Source organism: gamma proteobacterium symbiont of Axiagastus rosmarus, from assembly GCF_059730925.1.
Window position 1 is genome coordinate 2,504,904 of sequence record NZ_AP035925.1, and the last position, 24,631, is coordinate 2,529,534.

Annotated in this window: 28 protein-coding genes; 16 read left to right on the forward strand and 12 right to left on the reverse strand. The window is 57.1% G+C overall.

The annotated features are described in order from the left end of the window. Positions 1 to 15: 15 nt before the first annotated feature. The 4 genes from flgE to flgB are packed head-to-tail and all read right to left on the reverse strand — an operon-like array spanning position 16 to position 2,751. Positions 16 to 1,218, reverse strand: a complete 1,203-nt coding sequence (gene flgE / locus AC6I8F_RS11745) for a flagellar hook protein FlgE (RefSeq protein ID WP_021506420.1) — start codon at positions 1,216 to 1,218, stop codon at positions 16 to 18. Between the two features lie 25 nt (positions 1,219 to 1,243). After that, on the reverse strand, positions 1,244 to 1,918 hold the full coding sequence (flgD, locus tag AC6I8F_RS11750) for a flagellar hook assembly protein FlgD (protein ID WP_021506421.1): 675 nt from the start codon (positions 1,916 to 1,918) through the stop codon (positions 1,244 to 1,246). Between the two features lie 12 nt (positions 1,919 to 1,930). Then, a complete protein-coding gene (gene flgC / locus AC6I8F_RS11755; protein WP_021506422.1) occupies positions 1,931 to 2,335 on the reverse strand; it encodes a flagellar basal body rod protein FlgC in 405 nt (134 codons plus the stop codon). A gap of 2 nt (positions 2,336 to 2,337) precedes the next feature. Then, positions 2,338 to 2,751: a flagellar basal body rod protein FlgB gene (gene flgB, locus AC6I8F_RS11760; protein ID WP_021506423.1), complete on the reverse strand. Its 414-nt coding sequence runs from the start codon at positions 2,749 to 2,751 to the stop codon at positions 2,338 to 2,340. A gap of 154 nt (positions 2,752 to 2,905) precedes the next feature. Between flgB and flgA the strand changes: the two genes are divergently transcribed. The 3 genes from flgA (at position 2,906) to flgN (ending at position 4,411) form a co-directional block, all read left to right on the forward strand. After that, a complete protein-coding gene (gene flgA / locus AC6I8F_RS11765) occupies positions 2,906 to 3,565 on the forward strand; it encodes a flagellar basal body P-ring formation chaperone FlgA (RefSeq protein ID WP_021506424.1) in 660 nt (219 codons plus the stop codon). Between the two features lie 106 nt (positions 3,566 to 3,671). Next, positions 3,672 to 3,974 carry a flagellar biosynthesis anti-sigma factor FlgM gene (gene flgM / locus AC6I8F_RS11770; protein WP_058775421.1) on the forward strand — a complete coding sequence of 101 codons (303 nt, stop codon included), beginning with the start codon at positions 3,672 to 3,674 and terminating at the stop codon, positions 3,972 to 3,974. A gap of 5 nt (positions 3,975 to 3,979) precedes the next feature. Next, positions 3,980 to 4,411, forward strand: a complete 432-nt coding sequence (gene flgN / locus AC6I8F_RS11775; protein WP_058769621.1) for a flagellar export chaperone FlgN — start codon at positions 3,980 to 3,982, stop codon at positions 4,409 to 4,411. A gap of 68 nt (positions 4,412 to 4,479) precedes the next feature. On the opposite strand, the gene murJ is transcribed toward flgN, so the two are convergent. The 4 genes from murJ to rimJ form a co-directional block, all read right to left on the reverse strand. Then, positions 4,480 to 6,018 (reverse strand): murein biosynthesis integral membrane protein MurJ, encoded by a 1,539-nt coding sequence (gene murJ / locus AC6I8F_RS11780; protein WP_498028048.1) that lies wholly within the window; start codon positions 6,016 to 6,018, stop codon positions 4,480 to 4,482. Between the two features lie 121 nt (positions 6,019 to 6,139). Continuing rightward, the gene (locus tag AC6I8F_RS11785) at positions 6,140 to 7,060 is read right to left on the reverse strand and encodes a Gfo/Idh/MocA family protein (protein ID WP_336698596.1); all 921 of its coding nucleotides are present in this window, start codon (positions 7,058 to 7,060) and stop codon (positions 6,140 to 6,142) included. A gap of 1 nt (position 7,061) precedes the next feature. After that, positions 7,062 to 7,706 (reverse strand): DUF480 domain-containing protein, encoded by a 645-nt coding sequence (locus tag AC6I8F_RS11790; protein WP_241797815.1) that lies wholly within the window; start codon positions 7,704 to 7,706, stop codon positions 7,062 to 7,064. A 15-nt stretch (positions 7,707 to 7,721) separates the two neighbouring features. Beyond that, positions 7,722 to 8,315 (reverse strand): ribosomal protein S5-alanine N-acetyltransferase, encoded by a 594-nt coding sequence (rimJ, locus tag AC6I8F_RS11795; RefSeq protein ID WP_021506430.1) that lies wholly within the window; start codon positions 8,313 to 8,315, stop codon positions 7,722 to 7,724. A gap of 244 nt (positions 8,316 to 8,559) precedes the next feature. Here rimJ and mdtH point away from each other — a divergent pair, with 244 nt between their 5' ends. From mdtH to AC6I8F_RS11845, 10 genes are all read left to right on the forward strand, one after another. Next, on the forward strand, positions 8,560 to 9,762 hold the full coding sequence (gene mdtH, locus AC6I8F_RS11800; protein WP_104092805.1) for a multidrug efflux MFS transporter MdtH: 1,203 nt from the start codon (positions 8,560 to 8,562) through the stop codon (positions 9,760 to 9,762). An 89-nt stretch (positions 9,763 to 9,851) separates the two neighbouring features. Further along, positions 9,852 to 10,499 (forward strand): glutaredoxin 2, encoded by a 648-nt coding sequence (gene grxB, locus AC6I8F_RS11805; protein WP_021506432.1) that lies wholly within the window; start codon positions 9,852 to 9,854, stop codon positions 10,497 to 10,499. 115 nt (positions 10,500 to 10,614) lie between these two features. Then, positions 10,615 to 11,178: a lipoprotein gene (locus AC6I8F_RS11810; RefSeq protein WP_021506433.1), complete on the forward strand. Its 564-nt coding sequence runs from the start codon at positions 10,615 to 10,617 to the stop codon at positions 11,176 to 11,178. Positions 11,179 to 11,396: 218 nt separating this feature from the next. After that, complete coding sequence (gene pyrC, locus AC6I8F_RS11815; protein WP_058759457.1) at positions 11,397 to 12,443, forward strand: dihydroorotase; 1,047 nt, start codon at positions 11,397 to 11,399, stop codon at positions 12,441 to 12,443. A gap of 68 nt (positions 12,444 to 12,511) precedes the next feature. Beyond that, positions 12,512 to 12,757: a DNA damage-inducible protein I gene (gene dinI / locus AC6I8F_RS11820; protein WP_021506435.1), complete on the forward strand. Its 246-nt coding sequence runs from the start codon at positions 12,512 to 12,514 to the stop codon at positions 12,755 to 12,757. Positions 12,758 to 12,901: 144 nt separating this feature from the next. Next, positions 12,902 to 13,171: a hypothetical protein gene (locus tag AC6I8F_RS11825; protein ID WP_010617279.1), complete on the forward strand. Its 270-nt coding sequence runs from the start codon at positions 12,902 to 12,904 to the stop codon at positions 13,169 to 13,171. Positions 13,172 to 13,458: 287 nt separating this feature from the next. Further along, positions 13,459 to 13,713, forward strand: coding sequence for a biofilm formation regulator BssS (gene bssS, locus AC6I8F_RS11830; RefSeq protein WP_021506436.1), 255 nt, complete (start codon positions 13,459 to 13,461; stop codon positions 13,711 to 13,713). A 106-nt stretch (positions 13,714 to 13,819) separates the two neighbouring features. Then, positions 13,820 to 14,935 (forward strand): N-methyl-L-tryptophan oxidase, encoded by a 1,116-nt coding sequence (gene solA / locus AC6I8F_RS11835; RefSeq protein WP_058769615.1) that lies wholly within the window; start codon positions 13,820 to 13,822, stop codon positions 14,933 to 14,935. Positions 14,936 to 15,219: 284 nt separating this feature from the next. Continuing rightward, complete coding sequence (locus AC6I8F_RS11840; protein ID WP_498028049.1) at positions 15,220 to 15,792, forward strand: cytochrome b; 573 nt, start codon at positions 15,220 to 15,222, stop codon at positions 15,790 to 15,792. Between the two features lies 1 nt (position 15,793). Further along, on the forward strand, positions 15,794 to 16,369 hold the full coding sequence (locus tag AC6I8F_RS11845) for a YceI family protein (protein WP_021506439.1): 576 nt from the start codon (positions 15,794 to 15,796) through the stop codon (positions 16,367 to 16,369). Positions 16,370 to 16,413: 44 nt separating this feature from the next. Here AC6I8F_RS11845 and trhO read toward each other — a convergent pair whose 3' ends face one another. Next, positions 16,414 to 17,469 (reverse strand): oxygen-dependent tRNA uridine(34) hydroxylase TrhO, encoded by a 1,056-nt coding sequence (trhO, locus tag AC6I8F_RS11850; RefSeq protein WP_021506440.1) that lies wholly within the window; start codon positions 17,467 to 17,469, stop codon positions 16,414 to 16,416. Positions 17,470 to 17,736: 267 nt separating this feature from the next. On the opposite strand from trhO, the gene AC6I8F_RS11855 reads away from it, so the two are divergent. The 3 genes from AC6I8F_RS11855 to AC6I8F_RS11865 all read left to right on the forward strand — a co-directional run bounded on the left by AC6I8F_RS11855 (position 17,737) and on the right by AC6I8F_RS11865 (position 20,005). Continuing rightward, entirely contained in the window at positions 17,737 to 18,660 is a 924-nt protein-coding gene (locus tag AC6I8F_RS11855; protein ID WP_021506441.1) for a Kdo(2)-lipid IV(A) acyltransferase, read from the forward strand. 558 nt (positions 18,661 to 19,218) lie between these two features. Next, the gene (locus AC6I8F_RS11860; RefSeq protein WP_021506442.1) at positions 19,219 to 19,485 is read left to right on the forward strand and encodes a hypothetical protein; all 267 of its coding nucleotides are present in this window, start codon (positions 19,219 to 19,221) and stop codon (positions 19,483 to 19,485) included. Between the two features lie 121 nt (positions 19,486 to 19,606). Next, entirely contained in the window at positions 19,607 to 20,005 is a 399-nt protein-coding gene (locus AC6I8F_RS11865) for a MysB family protein (protein WP_021506443.1), read from the forward strand. Position 20,006: 1 nt separating this feature from the next. Here the strand turns inward: AC6I8F_RS11865 and AC6I8F_RS11870 are convergent, their stop codons facing one another. The 3 genes from AC6I8F_RS11870 to AC6I8F_RS11880 form a co-directional block, all read right to left on the reverse strand. Beyond that, complete coding sequence (locus tag AC6I8F_RS11870) at positions 20,007 to 20,246, reverse strand: YceK/YidQ family lipoprotein (protein WP_021506444.1); 240 nt, start codon at positions 20,244 to 20,246, stop codon at positions 20,007 to 20,009. 227 nt (positions 20,247 to 20,473) lie between these two features. Further along, positions 20,474 to 23,026, reverse strand: a complete 2,553-nt coding sequence (mdoH, locus tag AC6I8F_RS11875) for a glucans biosynthesis glucosyltransferase MdoH (RefSeq protein WP_372772831.1) — start codon at positions 23,024 to 23,026, stop codon at positions 20,474 to 20,476. Continuing rightward, positions 23,019 to 24,554 (reverse strand): glucan biosynthesis protein G, encoded by a 1,536-nt coding sequence (locus AC6I8F_RS11880; protein WP_182688977.1) that lies wholly within the window; start codon positions 24,552 to 24,554, stop codon positions 23,019 to 23,021. Before AC6I8F_RS11880 ends, mdoH begins: the two co-directional genes overlap by 8 nt. Between the last annotated feature and the right edge of the window lie 77 nt (positions 24,555 to 24,631).

Consider the following 24,631-nt stretch of genomic DNA (forward strand, 5'->3'; position numbering starts at 1 on the left):
AATCCCGTTAGCGTATTAACGAAGGTTGACCAGGGTGTTAAGAATCTGGTCCTGCGTTTTGATGGTCTGGCTGTTGGCCTGATAGTTACGCTGGGCAACGATCATATTCACCAGCTCTTTACTCAGGTCGACGTTGGACGCTTCCAGCGCGCCGGAGGTCAGGTTGCCGTAGGTACCGGTGCCTGCCAGACCGACTGCCGCCTGGCCCGAAGAGTTGGTTGCCGACCAGACGTTATCACCCTCGGACTTCAGCCCTTCCGGGTTAGAGAAACTCGCCAGCACAATCTGACCCAGCAGCTGGGTTTTCTGGTTGGAGTAAGTCCCGGTGATGGTGCCGTCGTCGTTGATGGTGTAGCTGGTCAGATCGCCCGGTGCATAGCCATCCTGGGTTGGGTTACCGAAGTTGGTTTTGCCGGTGTTCTGCTGCAGGCTGCCGAGCACGCTGAGGCTGACCGCCTGGTTGGCCGCAGCACCGTTCGCACCCTGAATGGTCAGCGCCACTGTGCTGGCCGAGGTCAGGTTACCGCTGGTATCGAATACCATGTTGAAGTTACCGGCAGCCTGACCGGTGGTGGAATCAATCGCGTGCACCGTCCAGTTGTTGTCGGCCGTTTTGACGTAGTACAGATCCAGCGCGTGGTCGTTACCCTGCGAGTCGTACACGGTCACGGTGCTTTTGGCGTTGTAAGTATCCACGTTGGTCGCCGTGAACGCACCGCCGGTTGGCACCGCATCGGTTGAGTTCAGGTTGGATACCATGGTGGCGGTAGTGGTGGCGCGCGCCGACATCTGGGTGGTCGGAATGCTCAGCGCGACCGGGTTGGCACCGGCCTGAATGGTTGGCGGGGTGCCGTTAGCCGGATAGCCGGTTACGGTCAGGCCCTGGGTGTTCACCAGGTTACGGTTTTCGTCCAGCGTGAACTGGCCGTTGCGCGAATAGAACACGCCACCGCTGGCGTCGGTCAGACGGAAGAAACCGTTGCCGCTCAGCGCCACGTCCAGCCCACGGCTGGTGGAAGTGGTGGTGCCGTCGTTAAAGTTCTGAATCACCGCTGCGACTTTGGTACCCATACCGACGTTCGAACCGGCGAACATATCGGCAAACGCGATGGTGCTGGATTTAAAGCCGGCCGTCGCCGAGTTGGCGATGTTGTTACCAATAACGTCGAGGTTGCTGGAGGCAGCGCCCAGGCCGCTCACCGCTTGTGAAAATGACATGCTATTTCTCCTGCTAAGAGGTTAGTCAGAGAATCTGACGAATTTCATCGAGGGTCGCGGAGCCCATGGTGCCGAGATCCAGTTTTGCGGTGTTATTCACGGTGCTGACGCCATTGACATAGGCGTAGTTCAGCGGCTGTGCCACCAGTTGGGTGCTGCCATTGCTGGCGGCGAGTGAAACCGTATATTTGCCGTCCGGTGCGGCGCTGCCATCGTCCATCTTGCCGTCCCACGAGAAGGTGTGAACGCCGGCGCTGAGACCGCCGAGATCGATGGAGCGCACTACGCTGCCGTTGCCATCTTTGATGGTGACGCTGGTGGCAGTCGACGCGGTGCCCAGCTCCACGCCAAACGGCGTGCTGGTGCCGCTGCCGACCAGCACCTGGCTGCCCTTCACCATCACGCCATGGCCGATCAGCGTTGAGCTCTGCAGCGACTGGCTGGTGCTGATCTGACCGGAGATCGATCCCAGCGTGGTATTAAGTTTTTCAATGCCGCTCAGGGTGTTGATCTGCGTCAGCTGGGTTGTCAGCTGGCTGTTGTCCATCGGGTTAGTCGGGTCCTGATTTTTCAGCTGCGTCACCAGCATGTTCAGGAACTGGTTTTGCAGATCCTGCGCGCTGTTGCCGCTGCCGGTACTGCTGCTGGAGCTGAGGACCGTGGGGTCGAGGTTGTCTTTAATCCCTACTGCAAGGCTCATAATGCGTCTCCGTTACTGACCCATGGTGAGGGTTTTCATCATCATTGACTTCACCGTGTTCAGCACTTCGACGTTGGCCTGATAGCTGCGCGACGCGGACATGGTGTTAACGGTTTCGGCGACCACGTCGACGTTAGGCATTTTGACGTAGCCTTTCTGGTCAGCCAGCGGATTACCCGGGTCATAGACCAGTTTGGCGGGCGTCGGGTCGTTCACGACACCGGCCACTTTGACGCCGCCGGTGGCCGCGCCCTGAGCGGCATCGGTCTGGAAAATCACCTGCTTCGCCACGTACGGCTGGCCGTCCGGCCCGGTGACGCTGTCGGCGTTGGCCAGGTTACTGGCGCTGACGTTGAGCCGCTGTGACTGTGCGGTCATCGCAGAACCGGCGATATCAAAGATATTCAGCAATGCCATGATTATTGCCCCTGCAGAACGCTCATCATGCCTTTGATCTGGCTACTGATGAGGGTGAGATCGGTTTGGTATTTCAGGCTGTTATCCGCAAACTGCGTACGCTCGCGATCCATATCCACGGTGTTACCATCCGCGGCAGGCTGATCGGGAATGCGGTACAGCAGATCCAGTGCGGGCTGTGAGTTGGTCTGCGCTTCAATGTGACGTGATGACGTGACATTGAGCGCCAGGCTGCTGCCTTCGGCACGGCCGTTCTGCATCACCTTGCTCAGCTGGCTGGCAAAGTCGATATCCCGCGCCTGGTAGCCCGGGGTATCGGCGTTGGCAATGTTAGACGCCAGAATCTCCTGGCGCTGCGCCCGCAGGTTTAATGCTTCTGTACCAAATCGCAGCGCGGCATCGAGTTTGTCGAGCATGCTTCCTCCGCGAATGAGAATTTCGAGCTGACAGCTTAATGGGACAAAAGCAAGGGCTATCGTCTGAATAGCAGCAAAAATCGTGGCTATTTTTCACCTTGAATTTTTGGTGCGCGGAGTAGACTCAGTGCCATCTTTTCGACAGGAGGCGTTGATGCGTACAACTTCTTCCCTGCTGGCCCTGCTGTGGCTGGCCTTCGCGACGCCCGGCTATGCCGCCGATCTCAGCGCGCAGCTGACTCAGTTCTTTCAGGCACGCGATCCGCAGCACGCCGCCGGTATGACCGTGGTGGTCCGCACGCCGCAGACGCAGTGGCCCGCCTGCGACACACCGCAGTTGCTGCTGCCGGGTAACAGTCGCCAGTGGGGCAATCTGAGCATTGCCGCCAGCTGCGGCCAGAATCGTCGCTATCTGCAGGTACAGGTGCAGGTCACCGGCGAGTATCTGGTGGCCAATCGTCAGCTGGCGCGCGGCAGCAACGTCAGCGCCAGTGATTTCCGCCTGGAGAGTGGCCGGCTGGACACGCTGCCGGCGCGCGCGCTGCTCAGCAGCAGCAATCTGGCGGACGCCATTGCCCTGCGTGACATTGCGCCAGGCCAGCCGGTGACGGCCACCATGCTGCGCCAGCCGTGGCGGGTGAAAGCCGGTCAGAATGTGATGGTAATTGCCAGCGGCAACGGCTTTAATGCCAGCAGTGAAGGTCGTGCGTTAAACAACGCCAGCGCGGCGCAGACGGTGCGCGTGCGCATGAGCAATGGCCAGGTGGTAAGCGGTCGTGTCAGCGAGGATGGGAATATTCTGATATCGCTATAAAGCGTTAAAGAACGCTGTTGTTCTGCCGATAGAGATATCAACAATGATATTACCCTATGCTGACTCAGTTGGCTGATCCCCAACTGACCCTAACAGGAGCCACACCATGAGTATCGACAGAACGCAGCCTTTAAAACCGGTGAGCACTGTACAAACCCGTGACAGCAGCGACAACCAGGCAAAAGTGCGTCAGAACAGCGCACCGGCCGCCAGCACCAGCCAGAATGGTGCAGAAGTGACGCTGAGTCCCGCTCAGGCGCAGCTGATGCAGCCGGGCAGCAAAGATATTAACACAGCGCGCGTAGAGCAGCTGAAGACCGCCATTCGTAATGGTGAACTGAAAATGGATACCGGTAAGATCGCCGATGCGCTGATCGCCGATACCAGGGCGTTTTTAGAGGGTAAATAGTCCCGATGGATAATCTGCTGACCACCTTAGATAAAATGCAGGATGTGCTGAGTTCGCTTAACGTCGTGATGGATGAAGAGCAGCAGCAACTTTCTGCCGGACGGATTAATGGCAACCTGCTGCAGCGCATTACAGAAGATAAAAGCGCGCTGCTGACGACGTTGAATTATCTGGACGAAATGCGCCGCAAAACCGAGCTGTCGCTGGGTACCAAAGCGCCTTATCGTGGTCACAGTGATATTGCACGCCGCTGGCACAGCATTCAGCAACATACCCAGCGTCTGCGCGACGCCAATCAGCACAATGGCATGCTGTTGCAGCATCAGATGACCTTTACTGAACAGGCGCTGTCGGTGCTGAAACCGCATCAGACCCAGTCGTTTTACGGTCCGGACGGTCGTGGTTTAGGCCAGACCACGCTGAGCCGCAAAGGCTAAACGCAGCCGCGCTGCAGGTCCACTGAATCAGGGTCGCCCGCGCCGGGCGCCCCTTTTTTATTGTGCGCTCACACCGCCGTGCGGCGGGCAAAATCGCGCGGGCGGAAGCCCAGTAAACCGAGCATCACGAAGTAAGCGCCGCCGCCAATGGCGCACACCGCCGCCAGCCGCAGTAACCGCCACCACATCTGCCCCTCTTCCCACGCCGGCATCACCTGCAGAATGCCCAGCAGCGCAGCAGCCATCACCGCGACGGCGACCAGCAGACGCAGCAGGAAACCGTGCCAGCCCGGCTGCGGCTGAAAGATTTGCTGTTTGCGCAGCTGCCAGTAGAGCAGCGCCGCATTCAGGCAGGCCGCCAGACCAATCGACAGCGACAGACCGGCGTGCTTCAGCGGGCCGATAAACGCCAGGTTCATCAGTTGCGTCATGATCAAGGTGGCGATAGCAATCTTTACCGGCGTTTTGATGTCCTGCCGCGAGTAAAAGCCCGGTGCCAGCACTTTCACCACGATCAGCCCCATCAGCCCAACCGAATAGGCAATCAGCGCGCGCTGGGTCATCGCCGCATCAAAAGCGGTAAATTTGCCGTACTGGAACAGCGCCACGGTGAGCGGACCGGAAAGAATGCCCAGCGCAACCGCGCTCGGCAGCGCCAGCAGGAAGCACAGACGCAGGCCCCAGTCCATCAGACGGGAATATTCATCGTGGTTGCCGCTGGCAAAACTCTTCGCCAGCGACGGCAGCAGGATGGTGCCGAGCGCCACGCCCAGCACGCCAGAGGGAAACTCCATCAGACGATCGGCGTAGTACATCCACGACACCGAGCCGGAGACCAGAAACGAGGCGAAAATGGTATTGATGATCAGCGAGATCTGGCTCACCGACACGCCGAGAATCGCCGGGCCCATCTGGCGCATCACCCGCCACACGCCGGCATCGCGCAGGTTGACGCGCGGCAGTACCAGCATGCCAATCTTTTTCAGGTGCGGCAGTTGATAAAACAGCTGCAGCAGCCCGCCCACCACCACTGCCCACGCCAGCGCCATCACCGGCGGATGGAAGTGCGGCGCGGCAAACAGCGCAAAGCCGATCATGCTGATATTCAGCAGCGTGGGCGCGAACGCCGGGACGGAGAAGCGGTTCCAGGTATTAAGAATCGCCCCGGCCAGCGACGCCAGCGAGATCAGCAGAATATAAGGAAAGGTGACGCGCAGCAGCGAACTGGTTAAGGCGAACTTGTCGGCAGTATCGGCAAAACCCGGCGCCGTTACCACGATTACCCAGGGCGCAGCGACGATGCCCAGCACCGTCACCACCGCCAGCACCAGCGTCAGCAGGCCTGATACATAGGCAACAAACACCCGCGTGGCGTCTTCGCCCTGCTTGCTTTTATATTCGGCAAGAATTGGCACGAAGGCCTGTGAAAAGGCGCCTTCGGCGAAAATACGGCGCAGCAGATTGGGCAGTTTGAACGCCACGAAAAAGGCATCGGTGGCCATGCCAGCCCCGAAAACGCGCGCCACAATGGCGTCGCGGGCAAAGCCCAGCACGCGGGAAAACAGGGTCATCGAACTGACCGCAGCCAGCGATTTCAGCAAATTCATAATGAGTGGCGCATCCTGAAAAGTGTCGGATAAATGAGCAACTTAGCGCGGACATCCTGCGATGTCCGGCGATAGTCTACTGCTGCGGTGGGAAATGACCAGCATTGAGTGTTACAAGGGATTATTCCTGTACGGCGTCGCGCCACAGTTTTTCCACCAGACGCTGCGCCGCCAGCGCCTGTTCACCGCTGGTTTCAGGCATCGTCTGATTTTCCACGCACTGGATAAAATGGTGTGCCGCACCGCTGAAGCCACGCTGGGTCAGATGACTTTGCCACGCCGGCGGGACATCACTGCGCAGGCCGCTAAGCGTCTCTTCACGCCAGTCGCGCATCTCATTAATCTCGATGTAACGCCCGTCGCAGATGGCGCTGACCACTTCACGCTGCGTGCCCGCGCGGCGATGCATACTGGTGGTAATTTGCAGCGATCCGGCCGAGAAATGGTGCTCACCGTAGAGCATTGCGCCGTCATCATGGGTGTCGATATGGCCGAGCTCCAGCCTGAGCTTGCCGCCGGCCAGCCACAGCGCGGTATCGACCACATGCAGATAGTCATCCAGCAGGGTAAAGCGCAGGTCGTGCGGGCCGACGCTGTCTGCCCGGTGTTTCTCAATGCACAGCGAGGACGCGCCCGGCAGCTGCGCTTTCAGCTGCTGGTAGCGCGGTGCAAAGCGCCGGTTGAAGGCCACCATCAGTTTGCGTTTGCGCTTTTCCGCCAGCGCCACCAGCGTCTCCGCCTGCTGCAGCGTTTCGGCCAGCGGCTTATCGACACAAACATCTTTACCGGCCAGCAGCAGCGCCTGCACCACCTCAAAATGGCTGGCGGTGCTGCTGTGCACAAACACCGCATCGCTGGCCGCCGCCAGCGCATCCAGCTGACTAAAATAAGGAATACGGTAACTGTCGCAGATCGGCTGCGCCCGGGCCTGGCTGGGCGAGAACGCGCCCACCAGCTGCCAGCCGCTGGCCTGTGCCAGCACCGGCAGCCAGGCTTTCTGCGCGATACCGCCAAGCCCGACCACACCAATACGCAGCGTCATTTCACGCCTCCCGCTGCAGCAGTTGCTGCAGCTGAGCATCAAGGCGCGCCACCTGCGCTTCCAGCTGAGCAACGCGCGCGGCCAGATCGTCAGACTCAGGCGACGCGGTGTGGCTGGCAGGTAGTTCGTCCACCACCTCGCCGCCAAACAGGTGCATATAGCGGCTTTCACGCTTGCCCGGCTCGCGCGCCAGACGCACCACCATGGGGCCGTCGTCGCGCGTCGTCAGCCCCTCCAGCGTGCGTTCCACCTCGGCCATGTCCTGAAACTCATGCAGACGACCACTGCGGGTACGCAGTTCGCCCGGCGTCTGCGCGCCGCGCAGGAACAGTAGCGTCAGCACCGCCACTTCGGCGGCATTCAGCTGCAGATTGCCAAACGCCGAGTTGCAGAAACGCTGTTCATATTTGCTGACGCGCTGACCGAAACCGCTGTTAGCGGTGACCAGATGCTTTTTCACCAGCTCATCGAGCTGAGCCTGCACCTCGCTTTCGCTCAGGTTCATTACCGGCTCACGGTTAGATTTCTGATTACAGGCAGTGACCACGCCATTGAGGGATAACGGATATTGATCCGGCGTGGTGACCTGCTTCTCCAGCAGGCAGCCGATCACGCGCAATGCCTGCGCGGAGAGAGCCATCTTCATTACGTGTTCCTTTTATTATTGTCCGCGACGATCCGGGTTCCATTCGCGCCAGGTAAGCGCCGTCAGCACATGATCCTGCCAGCGGCCATCAATCAGTAAATAGTCTTTGGCGTAGCCCTCTTTTTCAAAGCCGAGGCGCGCCAGCAAATCACCGCTGCGCTGATTGTGCGGCATATAGTTGGCCATGATGCGATGAATGCGCTGCTGGCGTTGCATGTAGCGAATCGCCGCCTGCAGCGCCTCAAACATCATGCCCTGTCCCTGCCACTTCTCTCCCAGCGAGTAGCCGAGATAGCAGGCATGAAACGATCCGCGCAGCACATTGCTGAAGTTGGCGACGCCGCGCACTTCATGCTCTTCCGGGTCCATCAGCACAAAATAGAACGCGGAGCCCTGTTTATGCATGTCGGCAATTAAACCCAGACGCGCCTGCCAGCCAGAGGGATAACAGTGGCTCTCATCGCGCACCGGTTCCCAGGGTTTAAGAAAGGCGCGGTTTTCGGCGTAATAATCCGCCAGACGCCAGGCATCGCGTTCATGTACTAAACGCACCACCAGACGATCGGTGGTAAGCCGCACGCGCGGGCCAGCAGAGCGATAGCCAAACATCATGACTCCTGAAATCCATAACGAAAGAAAGATGTACGCCAGCGGCGTTACTTCTCACTATAACCGTCACCCCGGCTGCGGTAAAACCCCGCGCATCGCTCACGGCAATTGATTCCGATTAAGGATTAATTTCTCTTCAGGCTGGATAAAAAAATATCATCCTGAAAACGCTATTTTTCCCGCCGGAGCAGGCAGAAAATAGACCAACTGGTCACTTTTCCTTCTCACTTGCTCAGGATTCAGCATGTCACGGGTTGCGCGGGCACGACGCCTTGGAAAAACGTTTCTGTTAGTCGATAACATGCTGGTGGTAATGGGATTCTTTGTGGTGTTTCCCCTGATCTCCATTCACTTTGTGGAACAGCTTGGCTGGGCCGCGCTGCTGGTGGGCATTGCGCTCGGCCTGCGTCAGCTGGTGCAGCAGGGGCTGGGTATCTTCGGTGGGGCCATTGCAGACCGTTTTGGCGCGCGGCCGCTGATCGTCACCGGCATGCTGATGCGTGCCGCCGGTTTCGCCTGTATGGCGCTGGCGCATCAGCCGTGGCTGCTGTGGCTGGCCTGCCTGCTGTCCGGACTGGGCGGCACGCTGTTCGATCCGCCACGCAGCGCGCTGGTGGTGAAACTGGTGCGGGCACGCGAGCGCGGACGCTTCTTTTCGCTGCTGATGATGCAGGACAGCGCCGGCGCGGTGCTGGGCGCGCTGATTGGCAGCTGGCTGCTGGCGTGGGATTTCCGTCTGGTGTGCTGGGTCGGTGCGGCGGTGTTTGTCGTCGCCGCCATCTTTAACGCCGTGTGGCTGCCAGCATGGCGCATTTCTACGGAGCGTATCGCCATGCGCGAGGGAATGCAGCGCGTGTGGCGCGACCGCCGTTTCCGCCTGTATGTCTTTACCCTGACCGGCTATTACATTCTCGCCGTGCAGGTGATGCTGATGCTGCCGGTCATGGTCAATCAGGTGGCGGGCGCACCGGCGGCGGTGAAGTGGATGTATGCGATTGAAGCGCTGCTGTCACTCAGCCTGCTCTATCCGCTGGCGCGCTGGAGTGAAAAGCGCTTCCGCCTCGAGACGCGCCTGATGGCCGGGCTGTTTCTGATGACCTTCAGCCTGCTGCCGGTTGGCATGACCGATTCGCTGCCGTCGCTGTTTTTGCTGATCGCCGTCTTCTATCTCGGATCGATCATCGCTGAACCGGCGCGTGAAACCCTGAGTGCGTCCCTGGCCAGCGCCCGGGCACGCGGCAGCTACATGGGGTTCAGCCGGCTCGGCCTGGCGATTGGCGGGCTGATTGGCTACTCCGGTGGCGGCTGGATGTTCGATATGGGCCAGCAGCTGGCCCTGCCGGAGCTGCCGTGGATGCTGCTCAGCACCGTCGGTATGATCACGCTGCTGGCGCTGTGGTGGCAGTTCCAGCCGCGCCAGGTGGCACCGGCGATCTTCAGCAGCTAGTTTGCCGGTTCAGGCGTTCTCTTCCATACTTCCCGCACGTCCGGAAAAAGGGTGACCTCCGTCACCCTGAGAATCACAGGAGAAACGGGATGAAACTTTACATCTACGATCACTGCCCTTTCTGCGTCAAAGCACGCATGATTTTTGGCCTGAAAAACCTGCCGGTTGAGCTGATTGTGATGCTCAATGATGATGAAGCAACGCCGAAAAAGCTGATTGGCCAGAAAATGGCGCCGATTCTGCAAAAAGCCGATGGCAGTGCGATGCCGGAGAGCATGGATATTGTGCGCTTTGTCGATAATCAGGATCGCCAGCCGTTGCTGACCGGCAAGCAAAATCCCGCCATCGCCGACTGGCTGCGACGGGTCAATGGCTACATCAACAAGCTGCTGCTGCCGCGCATCGCCGAGGCCGCGTTTGCTGAATTCGCCACCCCCGAAGCACGTGATTACTTCCGCGAAAAGAAACAGGCCAGCCTCGGTGACTTTGCCGAACTGCGTAAGCATGCCCCGGGTTTCATCAAAAATATCAGTGATGATCTGCGCCAGCTGGATAAATTGATCGTCAAACCCAACGCGGTGAACGGCGAGTTGTCTGAGGATGACATTCATCTGTTTCCGCTGCTGCGCTCGCTGACGCTGGTTTCCGGTATCGAATGGCCGAGCCGCGTCGCCGACTACCGCGATAATATGGCGAAACAGACGCAGGTGAATCTGCTGTCGTCGATTGCGGCCTGATGGCGCTGTGATGAGAAGCGCGCGGCTGCGTTTCTCATCTCTCTCCTGGTGACACCTGGCCCTGAATCAGGCAGGCTTAAGGCTGTTTGGCCGTATCAACCAGGAAGAAGAAATGATGAAGAAGGCGTTTCCCGGGCTGTTTGCCCTGTTTTTTGCCGTGCTGCTCAGCGGCTGTAACCAATTGACGCAATACACCATCAGCGAGCAGGAAGTGAATCAGGCGCTGCAAAAGCGCAACAACTACGAGAAAGACATCGGCGTGTCCGGGCTGGTGAATGCCCATATTGTACTGACCGACCTGAGCAGCCAGATTGGTCGTGAAGAACCCGGCAAAGTGACGCTGTCTGGTAAAGCCAACATCAACGTCAGCTCGCTGTTTGGTCCGCAGCAGGCCGAAATGCAGCTGAAGATGAAAGCGCAACCGGTGTATAACGCGCAGCAGGGCGCCATTTATCTGCAGGACCTCGAAATCGTCGACGCACAGGTGCAACCTGAGAAGATGGCGTCGATCATGAAAACCCTTACGCCGTATCTGAACGAATCCCTCAAGCGCTATTTCAATGAAAAACCCGCCTACGTGCTAAGCGCCGACCGCAGCAAAGGCGAGGCGCTGGCGAAGAAACTGGCTAAAGGGCTGGAAGTGAAGCCTGGCCAGCTGGTGATTCCGTTTACCGATTAACGTTGCAAGCGGCCGTTCTCAGTGGCGGCCATGCATAGCGTGGCAGGATGCCGGCATGATTCTGCCCGCGCCTGCCACGCAGCTACGCAACCTGCCGCGCCTGCGGTTATTTCTCTCCCGCACTGCAAAATCCCGTGCAAACGGTTGCCCGCCCCCTTATGATTAGTCCCCGGCCTAAACGAGCCATTTCGTTTTCACCTCAGCCGGAGCCTTTTTGAATGACAGCCCAACCCCAGCAAATCACGATTCGCCGCCCTGACGACTGGCACATCCACCTGCGCGATGGCGCGATGCTCAATGCAGTGCTGCCCTATACCAGCGCGGTGAATGGTCGTGCGATTGTCATGCCAAATCTGGTTCCGCCGGTCACCAGCGTTGCGGCTGCCGAAGCGTATCGCGCACGCATCATGGCGGCGCTGCCTGCTGGGCATCACTTCACGCCGCTGATGACCTGTTACCTCACCGATTCGCTCGATGCGGACGAAATCGAACGCGGCTTCCGCAGCGGTATTTTTACGGCGGCAAAACTCTATCCGGCACACGCCACCACCAACTCCAGCCATGGCGTCACCAACATTGCCTCAATTGCCAGCGTGCTGGAGCGCATGCAGGAAATCGGTATGCCGATGCTGGTGCACGGCGAAGTCACCGATGCGCACATTGATATCTTTGATCGTGAAGCGCGTTTCATCGAAACCGTGCTGCAGCCGCTGCGCCAGCAGTTCCCGGGCCTGAAAGTAGTGATGGAACACATCACTACGAAGGAAGCTGCGGAGTATGTGGCCGCTGGCAATGAACTGCTTGGCGCGACCATTACGCCGCAGCATCTGATGTTCAACCGCAACCACATGCTGGTGGGCGGCGTGCGCCCGCATCTCTACTGTCTGCCCATTCTGAAGCGCAACATTCATCAGGAAGCGCTGCGTAACCTGGTGGCAAGCGGCAACCGGCGTGTCTTCCTGGGCACTGACACGGCACCGCACCTGCGCCATCTGAAAGAAGCCAGCTGCGGCTGTGCTGGCGTATTTAATGCGCCGACGTCGCTGCCCGCTTATCTGACCGTGTTTGAAGAGCTTGGCGCACTGGAGCATTTTGAGGCCTTCTGCTCTGAGAACGGCCCCAGGTTCTACGGCCTGCCGCTCAACGACGGTACCCTGACGCTGGTGCGTGAGCCGTGGACGGTGCAGGAGAGCATCACGGTCGCTGACGATACGCTGGTTCCGTTCCTCGCCGGTGAAACCCTTAACTGGCGCATCAAAGAATAATCATCTGCCGCTTGCCTTCGGGAATTTTATACTGTACAAATAACCAGTATATTATCCCGGAGGCGTTTATGCGTGTTGAAATTACCGTAGCAAAGACTCAGCCCCTTCCCGCCGGTGCACTGGATGCACTGAGCGCTGAACTCACTCGCCGTATCTCCCGCGATTTTCCCGACGACAATCATCACGTCAAAGTGCGCTATGCCGGTGGTAACCAGCTCAGCGTGTTTGGCGGCTGTAAAGAATCACGCGACCGCATCAGCGATATTTTGCAGGAAACCTGGGAAAGCGCTGACGACTGGTTTATTACCGATTAACCGCCACTGTGCCGTTTTTGCCGGGCCCGCCGCCCGGCTTTTTTGTTTTTATTTCCCGCTCGCCAGAAAAACCCGCGCCAGCTAGACTCTGATTAAACGATGTCCTATTCTTGCCTCGTCGTGCTTACAGGAGGTGTGTTGCACATGACTACTGAAAAACCAGAAGAGGCGATGACGTTTGGGGAATTACTGGCCTTCATTGCTGAACAGCAACGCCGTTTGACCGTGCTGGAAAATGCCTTTGCTACGCTGACCTTCTGTCTGGACGATCGCGCCAGCCAGCTGCTGGCTCACAATCTGACGCTTGAAGCGCAAAACCAGAATCATGACGCTCAGTTACAGCAGCATTTTGCCCGGCTGGCGGACGAGATCCATCGACGCAAAGGGCAGTTGCCTGCCGAGTCGCAGGGATAATTTCAGATTTTTACCCTGGCGTTCAGCCCGTTAAAGTTTTAATGCTGAGATGCCGATAATCGGTATGACGACACGTTGCGCTGCGACAATAAATACCCAGCTGCGTAAGGCGTTTATTTATTCGTTGAAAACCGGCTTTTGGCTGCTTTTATTTTGCTGTGTTTTTAGTCACCACACTTTTTAACTACTGTACTGTTATTTCCATGTTATAATTATCTCGCTAGTGCAAGATACAGACGCATTGAACCTCGAAAGCACTTCGTTTAACGAGTAATAAGGAGGTTATAATGGACAGAAGTAAAGACGTCATCCAGACCCATCCGCTGGTGGGATGGGATATCAGCACCGTTGACAGCTATGACGCCATGATGATCCGCCTGCACTCGCTATCATCGCAGGACCAGAAAGAAGAAGAAGCTGACGTGGGCCCAACATACTGGCTGACAACTGACGTAGCCAGACAGTTTATCTCTATCCTCGAAGCTGGCATTGCAAAGATCGAGTCCACTGAGCAATACCTACGCGATAATCGCAAGCACTAATCATCACCATCGCGTGAAAAGGCACCCTACAGGGTGCCTTTTTCATGGGCGCACTCTTTTGATATGCTATTGAAAAAAATCGCCGTTTTGCAGGAGTGATGTCGTCATGGTTTATGATCTGATTGTGGTGGGGAGTGGTTCCGTCGGAGCTGCCGCGGGTTTCTACGCAACCCAGGCGGGCCTGTCGGTGCTGATGATCGACAGCGCGCACCCGCCCCACAGCCAGGGGACGCATCACGGCGAAACCCGCCTGATTCGTCATGCTTACGGCGAAGGTGAACGCTACGTGCCGCTGGTGCTGCGCGCCCAGACGTTATGGGATGAGCTGGAGCGCCAGAGCGGCGAACGCATTATGCACCGCAGCGGCATTCTTAATCTGGCGCCGGCCAGCTCGGATTTCATTCACAACGTAATCGACAGTGCTAACCGCTGGCAGTTAGCGGTGCAGGTGTTACAGGCCGATGAGGTGCGTAAACGCTGGCCGCAGCTTAGCGTACCGGACGGCTACGTCGGCGTGTTTGAGCCCAACTCTGGCTTCCTGAAATGCGAACAGGCGGTGCGCAGCTGGGTGCAGCTGGCGGAACAGGCTGGCTGCGCGCAGCTGTTTAACTGCCCGGTCAGCGCGATTGGCCGCGAGGGCGATCTGCAGCAGGTCACCACCAGCGATGGCGTATTCCGCGCGCGCAAGCTACTGATCAGCGCCGGCACCTGGGTCAGTCAGCTGGTGGACAATCTGCCCGTTACGCCGGTGCGCAAGGTGTTTGCCTGGTATCAGGCCGATGGGCGCTACAGCGAAAATAACCAGTTCCCCGGCTTTACGGTAGAGATGCCGGATGGCAGCCATTTCTACGGTTTCCCGGCAGACAATAATGCCCTGAAAGTGGGACGCCACGATGGCGGTCAGCCGATGCAGACGCCAGCGGACCGCAAACCGTTCGGCAGCATCGCCGCTGACGGTAACGAAGCCTTTAGCTTCCTGCGCCAGTTTCTGCCAGGCGTAGGCGTGTGCCTGCATGGTGAAGCCTGCAGCTATGACAACACGCCGGATGAAGATTTTATTATCGATACCCTGCCCGGCGAGCCTGACCGACTGATTATCACCGGCCTGAGCGGCCACGGGTTTAAATTCGCCAGCGTGCTGGGTGAACTGGCCAGCGAATTTGCGCAGAATAAACCGTTCTCCTTTGACCTCACGCCCTTCTCACTTACGCGTTTTGCCTGATTTTGTTGCTGCCGGTGCGGAGCGCACTGGCAGTTATTGACCTTTCCTGACACAGATTTACTTTCCTCCCGCGTTTATGGCGCATTTGGTGAAGCAATACCCATTGCCGCCAGGGCTAAAACTGCTTTTTGCTTATCTATTCAGAATTATTGAATTACACCGCCAGCCTTTCGCCATATATATCGAACCCCTAAATTCAAAGTTATAGAAAAGTAAGGACGATTGATTTTCTATTTCAGGTTGTAGATTCTCATTACCACTTATTTCCTGATAACGGCTTAACTATGTGGCGTAATTCTCCACGGCATTACGGTGCGTTAACCATTGCGTTGCACTGGCTGATGGCGCTGACGATTTACGGTATGTTCGCGCTGGGTTTATGGATGGTCGGACTTGGCTATTACGACGGCTGGTATCACAGCGCCCCTGAGATTCACAAAGGCATCGGCATCTTACTGTTTGGCGCTCTGCTGCTGCGCCTGTGCTGGCGTGTGATATCGCCGCCGCCGGCACCGCTCAACAGTTACTCGCCGCACGTACGCCGTGCCGCCCATGCTGCGCACTGGCTGCTGTATGGCCTGCTGCTGGTGTTGCTGATCAGCGGCTATCTGATCTCTACCGCAGACGGCAAGCCGGTCTCAGTGTTTGGCTGGTTTGAGGTACCGGCACTGTTTAGCGGCGCGGGTGAGCAGGCCGATGTCGCCGGTGAGGTCCATTTATGGCTGGCGTGGGCTCTGGTGCTGTTGTCTGCCCTGCACGCCCTGGCCGCGCTGAAACACCATTTTGTCGATCGCGACATGACGCTGAAACGGATGCTCGGTTACCGCATCCCCTTAACCTCTGAAAAGGAAAAGTAATATGATCAGGAAAACCCTGCTGGCGCTCAGCGCCGCTGCCCTCTTTTCGACCAGCCTGAGTGCCAGCGCGGCTGAGTATAAGTTTGATAAAGAGGGTCAGCACGCGTTTGTCCAGTTCCGCATTCAGCATCTTGGCTACAGCTGGCTGTACGGCAGCTTTAAAGATTTTGATGGCAGCTTTACCTTTGATGAAGCCAATCCCGCCGCGGACAAGGTCAACGTGACCATCAATACCAACAGCCTCGATACCAATCATGCCGAGCGCGACAAGCATTTGCGCAGCGCGGATTTCCTCAATACCGGCAAATTCCCGCAGGCCAGCTTCAGCTCGACTGAGGTTAAAAAACAGGGCAAGGACTATAAGATCACCGGCAACCTGACGCTCAACGGCGTAACGAAGCCGATCACGCTGGATGCGCAGCTGATTGGGGAAGGCAAGGATCCGTGGGGCGGTTATCGCGCTGGCTTTGCCGCCAGCGGCGAAATTGTGCTGAAAGAGTTCAACATCAGCAAAGATCTCGGTCCGGCCTCGCAAAAAGCCGAGCTGATCATTTCAGTCGAAGGTGTGCGTCAGTAATCAGCAGTACAGCCTGGCGGGCAATGCGCCAGGCTGTTAAGCCATTACTTTTTGTCCGGCGCGGGGATCGCCATGGTCATGTTGAGTAAACCGCGCGATTTATTGAACACTTTGTTGCCATTTTCACGGCCGGCGCGGCGCGCGCGCTGCTCTTCCGGCGCCAGTTTCGACTCTTCCATGCACAGCGGGCTGCAGCAGTTCTGATACTTTTCCGCACAGCTCGGGCACTGAATAAACAGCAGATGGCAGCCGTCATTAACGCAGTTGGTGTGGCTGTCGCACGGCGCACCACACTGGTGGCAGCTGGAGAGAATATCGTCAGAGATACGCTCGCCCATGCGCTCGTCAAACACGAAGTTTTTGCCTTTGAAGCGCACCGGTAAACCCTGCTCGCGCGCGCGACGGGTATATTCGATGATGCCCCCTTCAATGTGGTAAACATCATCAAAACCGTTGTGCTTCATCCACGCACTGGCTTTTTCACAGCGGATGCCGCCGGTACAGTACATGACGATTTTTTTGTCTTTCTGCGCCTGCAGCATATCCACCGCCATCGGCAGCTGATCGCGGAACGTATCGGCTGGGACTTCCAGCGCGTTGTCGAAGTGGCCCACTTCGTATTCGTAGTGGTTACGCATATCCACAAACACCGCATCCGGATCGTCGAGCATGGCGTTGACTTCAGCCGCTTTGAGATAGTTACCGACGTTACTGGCGTCGAAGCTACCGTCTTCAATACCGTCAGCCACGATGCGATCGCGCACTTTCAGGCGCAGCACCCAGAACGATTTGCCGTCGTCATCCAGCGCAATGTTCATGCGCAGATTGTCGAGCGCCGGGTCAAAGGCATAGAGCATCGCCTTCATCGCCTCATAGCGACTGGCCGGCACGCTGATTTGTGCATTAATCCCTTCCTGCGCCACGTAGACGCGGCCGAACACCTTCAGCTGGGTTAAGGCAACATAGAGACGGTCGCGGAATGCCTGTGGATCGGCAATCTGGAAGTATTTATAAAAAGAGACTGTGGTACGCGGCTCGGTTTCGGCCAGCATACGTTCTTTCAGCTCTTTATTGGAAACGAGGTTGTGTAACACTGGCATGGTGAACACCTGTTAGCAATCAGAGAAATTTAGCGCGCATATGATACCTGAATTGAGCGTGATGCAAAGCCTCTGGTGCAATTCTCCTGCCGTCAGCCGCAATCGACGGGGTTCTGCGTTATGCTCGCCAATATCTGCGCAGAAATGCTGTTCGCCGTGCGCTGACGCACGGATGGTTGATTTCAGTCAGAGAGAAAAAATGGCATAATCCCGGCCAATTACAGAAACCGGACTCTCTGGTACACGACGCAGGACATTGATATTTCCATGACGCAACTTCCGCAATTTACCCGCGAACTCCTTCATCCACGCTACTGGCTGACCTGGCTGGGCATCGGTTTCCTCTATGTGCTGGTGCTGTTGCCCTACCCGCTGCTGTACGTGACTGGCTGCGGGCTGGGACGCCTTGCCATGCGTTTTATGAAGCGTCGTGTTCAGGTCGCGCAACGCAATCTGGCGCTGTGCTTCCCGGATATGCCGACCAGCGAACGTGAAGCCATGGTGAAGCACAATTTCGAATCGGTGGGAATGGGGCTGATTGAAACCGGCATGGCGTGGTTCTGGCCGGACTGGCGTATTCGTAAATGGGTCAGCACCAGCGGCCTGGAGCACGTTACCGAGGCGCTGGCACAAAAGCGCGGCATCCTGCTGATTGGCATGCACTTCCTGACGCTGGAGCTGGGCGCGCGCGTGTTTGGCATGTATAACCCGGGTATTGGCGTGTATCGCCCTAACGACAACAAGTTACTGGACTGGCTGCAAACCTGGGGACGCATGCGTTCCAATAAAAGCATGCTGGACCGCAAAGATCTGAAAGGCATGATCCGCGCCATGAAGAACAACGACATCATCTGGTATGCGCCCGATCACGACTACGGCCCGCGCAGCAGTGTATTCGCCCCGTTCTTTGCCGTTCAGGAAGCCGCGACCACCACCGGCACGCATATGCTGATTCGTCTGGCCAATCCGAGCGTGGTACCGTTTCTGGCACGCCGCCTGCCGCATGGCCGCGGCTACGAACTGAAAATGATGCCGGATATCCGCCACAAATTCTCACTGGAGAGTGAACTGGATACCGCTATCGTGATGAATAAAGTGGTGGAAGAGACGGTACTGCTGGCGCCTGAGCAGTATATGTGGCTGCATCGCCGCTTTAAAACCCGCCCCGAAGGGCAGCCTTCACGCTATTGATCGGTTGCGGGGTATTATCAATGCCCCGCGTTATTTACCGCACATTTGCCTTAATTCACGTGATTGTCTGCGCAGTGGCGCGCAAAAAAAGGCCCAGCCTGAACTGCTATGTCTTCCACTCGCTGACACTTAAGTTAACGGCAGCCTTTACGCCGCCTGCTGCTATCTTGCGCATTAATCACGGTTTTTCGCTGCTACGCTAACGCTTTCTCCCTCGCCCGCCGCTGCTTTTCAGTGCCTGAGTTTATACAGCAATACGCGTAAAATTTGACGGGTGCGGATCTGATTTTGACGACTTCCAGGCCTTTTCCTATTTAATTTTACTCAGGCTTGCCTTCTTACTTACTTATCTAATAAATTTTACTGATTAAACAAGTATTTGTCTGAAAGTTCACCGCCATATTCTCTTTTGATTAAAAATTCATCTTTAATATATCTTTATGGAATTGGTTAGCCTGATCGAATCCAGTTAGTTTCGACCCTGACAGTTAGTTCGTTAACTGCGCGTTTAAAAATATAAAAAGATTACACACAGCAAATATATTCAGGACACATAATATGAATAAAGGTATCTACTACTACGTGACGATCAGTACCGATCAGGAGGGTTACCATCTGCTGCATCGGAAGGAGTGTAAACGTCTGCCGGTTAAGGAGGATATGGTGTTCATCGGTACGCTCTATAATTTAAATCAGGCTTTGGCCACCGCACGAATTAATTTTAAAAAGGTGAAACCCTGTATTAAATGCTGCATCCGTTATTCTGCACCCGTGTTACGCGAGTCGGTACGACCGGTTCTGCACTTTCCGCAAAAAATGATGTAACCGGCGCGGGTGGATGACTTTTTACGCATCCACCCCGTCATTGTTCTCTCCCGCCCTGACAGCCGCCAATTTTCGTCTATTCTTCTGTGAAATCCCTTTTTGCACTGACAAGGAGTTGCAGATGAGCCTGTATAGTACGTTAGAAGAAGCCATTGAAGCCGCACGCGAAGAGTTCCTCGCCAGCCAGCCTGAACTGGAGCAGGATGACGCCAGCGTCAGCCAGTTTGCGCTGCAGAAGTACGTGATGCAGGATGGCGACATTATGTGGCAGGCGGAGTTTTTCGCTGATGAAGATGGCCAGGGCGAATGCCTGCCAATTTGCAGCGGTGAAGCGGCGCAGGCGGTGTTCGACGGTAATTTCGATGAAATTGAGCTGCGCCAGGAGTGGCAGTCGGAAAATACCCTGCACGAATGGGATGAAGGCGAATTTCAGCTGGAGCCGCCGCGCGACCTGGAAGAAGGCGAGGCAGCGGCCGAAGAGTGGGAAGACGACGACAGTCCGTCAGACAACTGGGCGTAAGTTACTCGTACGGGCCGTGCTGTGCGTCAACCGGCAGTAGCAGCGTGTCCATCACCAGCGACAGCGGCAGATCGAGAATGGTCAGCACGCGCCACGGCCCGTCACGCACATCCCACTGCACGCCCGGATAATACTGGTTACCGTGCCCCTGTCCGGGTACGGTCCGGCTGATAATGCTGCCACAGCCCGTGAGCAGTAAAATGGCGGCGCACAGCGCAATTAACTTCAGGCAATATTTCACTGCATTTACTCACCCTGAACTGACACCCCTGATTCTGATGTGCGTCAGTGACTGTTTAAATGTGCTCAGGAACGCTGGCACGCGTCATCGCGCCATTTTAGCTGCGGGTGCAGCTAAACCGCTATGTCTTTATGCGTAAAGATTGTGTGAGGCGCGTTAAGCACTTCGCTGAAGCGCAGGCATAAAAAAAGCGGCATCGCTGCCGCTTTTTCATCACCGTTAGCCTGTCAGGCGCGCTGAGGCAGCGCCTGCGGGTTAAGCGTGAGTTTCTGATAACTCTCTACCCACTGATGATATTTATCCGCACTTTCCCACAAGCGCGTGTGCACGCGCGCCAGCACCACCGGGTCGCTGATCAGCTGCAGACGCTGTTCGCGATTCAGTTTTTCCGGCGCATCGCTCAATGCCTGATCGACGCGGCGATCGCGCGCGTGATCCAGCAGTGCACTCTGCTTATGGCGCGATGTCGCCATCGCCATCGCCAGCGCGTTGAACGCCGGATTGAACAGCGCATGCATAAAGCCATGCTTCAGCGCACGTTCACGGTTCAGCTGCAGATAGTGATCGGTGTCGACCAGCTCTTTCGGCGGCTCATACTCTTCCGGGATCAGGAACAGCCTGGCACGCTTACTCTTCAGCCCGACCGTGGCGCGGCTTGACATCACCGAGACAAACGGCGACAGAATCAGCGAGAAGACGATTGGCGCCAGCCACCACAGGAAGTTGAGATCGAGCACACCCATCCCGACGGCCCAGACAATGCCCAGCAGCATCTGTGAACCGTGGCGACGGAACGCTTCGCTCCACGGCGTGGCATCATCGTCACGCTGCGGCGAGTTCCACACCACTTCCCAGCCGAGGAACGCGCTGACCACAAACACGGTGTGGAACAGCATGCGCACCGGTGCCAGCAGCACTGAGAACAGCATCTCCAGCAGCAGCGAGAGGAACAGGCGGAATGCGCCACCGTACGGTTTCGCCCCTTTAAACCAGATCAGCACCACGCTGAGCAGTTTTGGCAGGAACAGCAGCACCAGCGTGGTGGAGAACAGCGCAATCGCCAAATCCGGACGCCACTGCGGCCACACCGGGAACAGCTGACGCGGCTGCAGGAAGTAGGTCGGTTCCATCAGCGTATGCACCACCTGCAGGGCGGTGGACAACGCAAGGAACATAAACCACAGCGGCGCCGACAGGTAGGACATCACGCCGGTCAGGAACACCGCGCGGTGCACCGGGTGCATGCCTTTTACCAGGAACAGGCGGAAGTTCATCAGGTTGCCGTGGCACCAGCGACGGTCACGCTTCAGCTCATCCAGCAGGTTCGGCGGCAGCTCTTCATAAGAACCCGGCAGATCGTAGGCGATCCACACGCCCCAGCCGGCACGACGCATCAGCGCCGCTTCCACGAAGTCATGTGACAGGATCGAACCGGCGAAGGAGCCTTCACCCGGCAGCGGCGCCAGCGCACAGTGTTCAATAAATGGCTGCACGCGAATGATGGCGTTGTGCCCCCAGTAGTGCGATTCGCCCAGCTGCCAGAAGTGCAGACCAGCGGTAAACAGCGGCCCGTAAACGCGGGTGGCGAACTGCTGACAGCGCGCATACAGCGTATCCATGCCTGACGCTTTTGGCGAGGACTGGATAATACCGGCGTTCGGGTTCGCTTCCATCATGCGCACCAGACCGGTAAGACACTCACCGCTCATCACGCTGTCGGCGTCCAGCACCACCATGTAGCTGTAGTTGCTGCCCCAGCGACGGCAGAAGTCATCGATGTTGCCGCTTTTACGCTTCACGCGGCGGCGACGACGGCGATAGAAGATCTTGCCTGCCCCACCGACATCCCGCACCAGCTCCATCCACGCTTTTTGCTCGGCGATGGCGATGTCGGCATCGTAGCTGTCGCTCAGGATGTAAACATCGAAATGCTCCGCGTTACCGGTGCGTTTCACCGACTCCCAGGTGGCGCGCAGACCGGCGAACACGCGTTCCACGTCTTCGTTACAGATTGGCATGATCAGCGCGGTGCGATGTTCCGGATTGAGCGGCTCATCACCGGTGGTCGAGTACGAGATGCTGTACTTATCGCGGCCGATCAGCAGCTGCAGGAAGCCCATCAGCGCGGTCCAGAAACCGGCCGATACCCAGCAGAACAGGATGGCAAACAGGAACAGGATGCCGGTCTGCAGAATATACGGCAGGATCAGCTCCACCGACTGCAGCCAGTTCTGGTTAAACAGCTCGACCGGATCGAGCAGCGTCCAGCCCTGATACGGCAGAATGGTTTTCATGTACCAGGTGGCGACCACGGTCTGCAGAATGGTCAGAATCAGCAGCACATAGCGACGCATGGAACCTACGTGGCGCCATTTGTCTTCCGCTTTCTGCTCTTCCACCGTGGCATAGCGTGGGTTGCCTTTTTGCCCGCGCAGGGAATCCCAGGCGCGCGCGATCGGGTTAGTCCGCCAGGCTTCCGGGAACATCAGCGAACGCTTCACTGGCGGCATCGCCTTCAGCGTGGTGCGGTCGAGATAATCTTTACTGAGCTGCTGGCCATCGGCGAGCGAATCCGGCCACGCCATGGATACGCGCGACGAGACCGATTTTAGCGGCGCATCGTCCGGCCGTTCGCTGGCGGCGATATCCTGCCCCAGCGCGCTATGAATGGCATGAAACGCCTGCGCATTCTGCAGCGAGGCGCTGAGCGTGGCGCGTGCTGCCGCATCAAGCGGCAGCGCCTCCACGTAAGATTGAGGTAAATAAGTCGATTTATTCATTGGCAGGTAACTGATAGCTCCAGGTTTCCGTCAATGTCTTGTCGCCGCTCACCAGCGCCGCACGCATTTCGGTCGGCTGCTTGTTGTCTTTCACGCGCAGACGCAGCACCAGACGCCAGCCTTTGGTGACCGGGTTGTAGCGTACGCTCTGCTCGACCACGTCGGCGTTGTTACCGACGCTGACCTGCGGCGCCACCTGGGTGTTTTCCGGCAGCTTGCTCATCGCTTTACCAACAAAGTCCACGGTAAAGGCGATGGAACCATCCGGCTGACGCACCAGGTTAGACTGCTTCACATCGCCCGCAGAACGCAGCGTGTCTTTCACCCAGGCCACATCGTCCTGATGCAGCTGGTTTTCATCACGCGTAAAGTGCAGACGGTATTTGAAGTTCATCTCTTTGCCTGGCTCTGGCAGGCTCTCCGGCGTCCAGAAGGCCACGATATTATCGTTGGTTTCATCTGCCGTCGGGATCTCCACCAGCTCTACGCGGCCTTTGCCCCAGTCGCCCTGCGGCTCAACCCAGCCGCTTGGACGCAGATCATAGCGGTCGTCCAGGTCCTGGTAATGGCTGAAGTCACGGCCACGCTGCAGCAGACCGAAGCCTTTCGGGTTTTCGATGGTAAAGGTGCTGACCGCCAGGTGTTTCGGGTTATTGAGCGGACGCCAGATCCACTCGCCATTTCCGGCGTGAATCGACAGGCCGTTCGAATCATGCAGCTCCTGACGGAAGTTGCTGACCGGCGACGGCTGGTTAGCGCCAAACAGGAACATACTGGTGAGTGGGGCTACGCCGAGTTTGCCGACGTTGTCACGCAGATACACTTTAGACTGCACGTCCACGGTGGACTCTTTGCCCGGCTGGATCACAAAGCGATAGGCACCGGCGGCGCGCGGAGAATCCAGCAGCGCATAAATCACCAGCTGTTTATCCTGCGGCTTCGGCCGCTCGATCCAGAACTCTTTAAAGCGCGGGAACTCCTCACCGGAAGGCAGCGCGGTATCAATCGCCAGACCACGCGCCGACAGGCCATACACCTGGCCTTCGCCAATCACGCGGAAATAGCTGGCACCCAGGAAGCTGGTAATCTCATCGTCTTTACCCTTTTTATTTAAAGGATACAGCACTTTGAAACCGGCAAAACCAAGGTTTTTCACCGCATCGGCATCGTGTTTCACGTTGCCGAAATTGAAGTAGTCAGGGTTATATTTGATTTCACGTACCGAAGACGCGGTGACTTCATTGATTTTCACCGGCGTGTCGAAATACATGCCCTGATGATAGAACTCGAGCTTAAACGGCGTGCGCAGTTTGCCCCAGTATGCTTTGTCGTGGTTAAACTGGATCTGCTGATAGTCAGCAAACTTCATTTCACGAAACTGAGAGGGTAAATTGCTTTTTGGCGCTTCAAAACCTTTCCCTGCCAGCGCCTTAGCTTGCTTTGCCACATCATCAATGTTGAACGCCCAGCTATTGTTGGCGTACAACGCCAGCAGAACTGCTGCGCCTACCCAGCGCATCTTCACCAGCCCGCCATTATTCTTCACTTTAGTCAGCACATCCCCCCCTTTCGTGTGCTTAGATCAAACCCATTTATCTTAAAGGA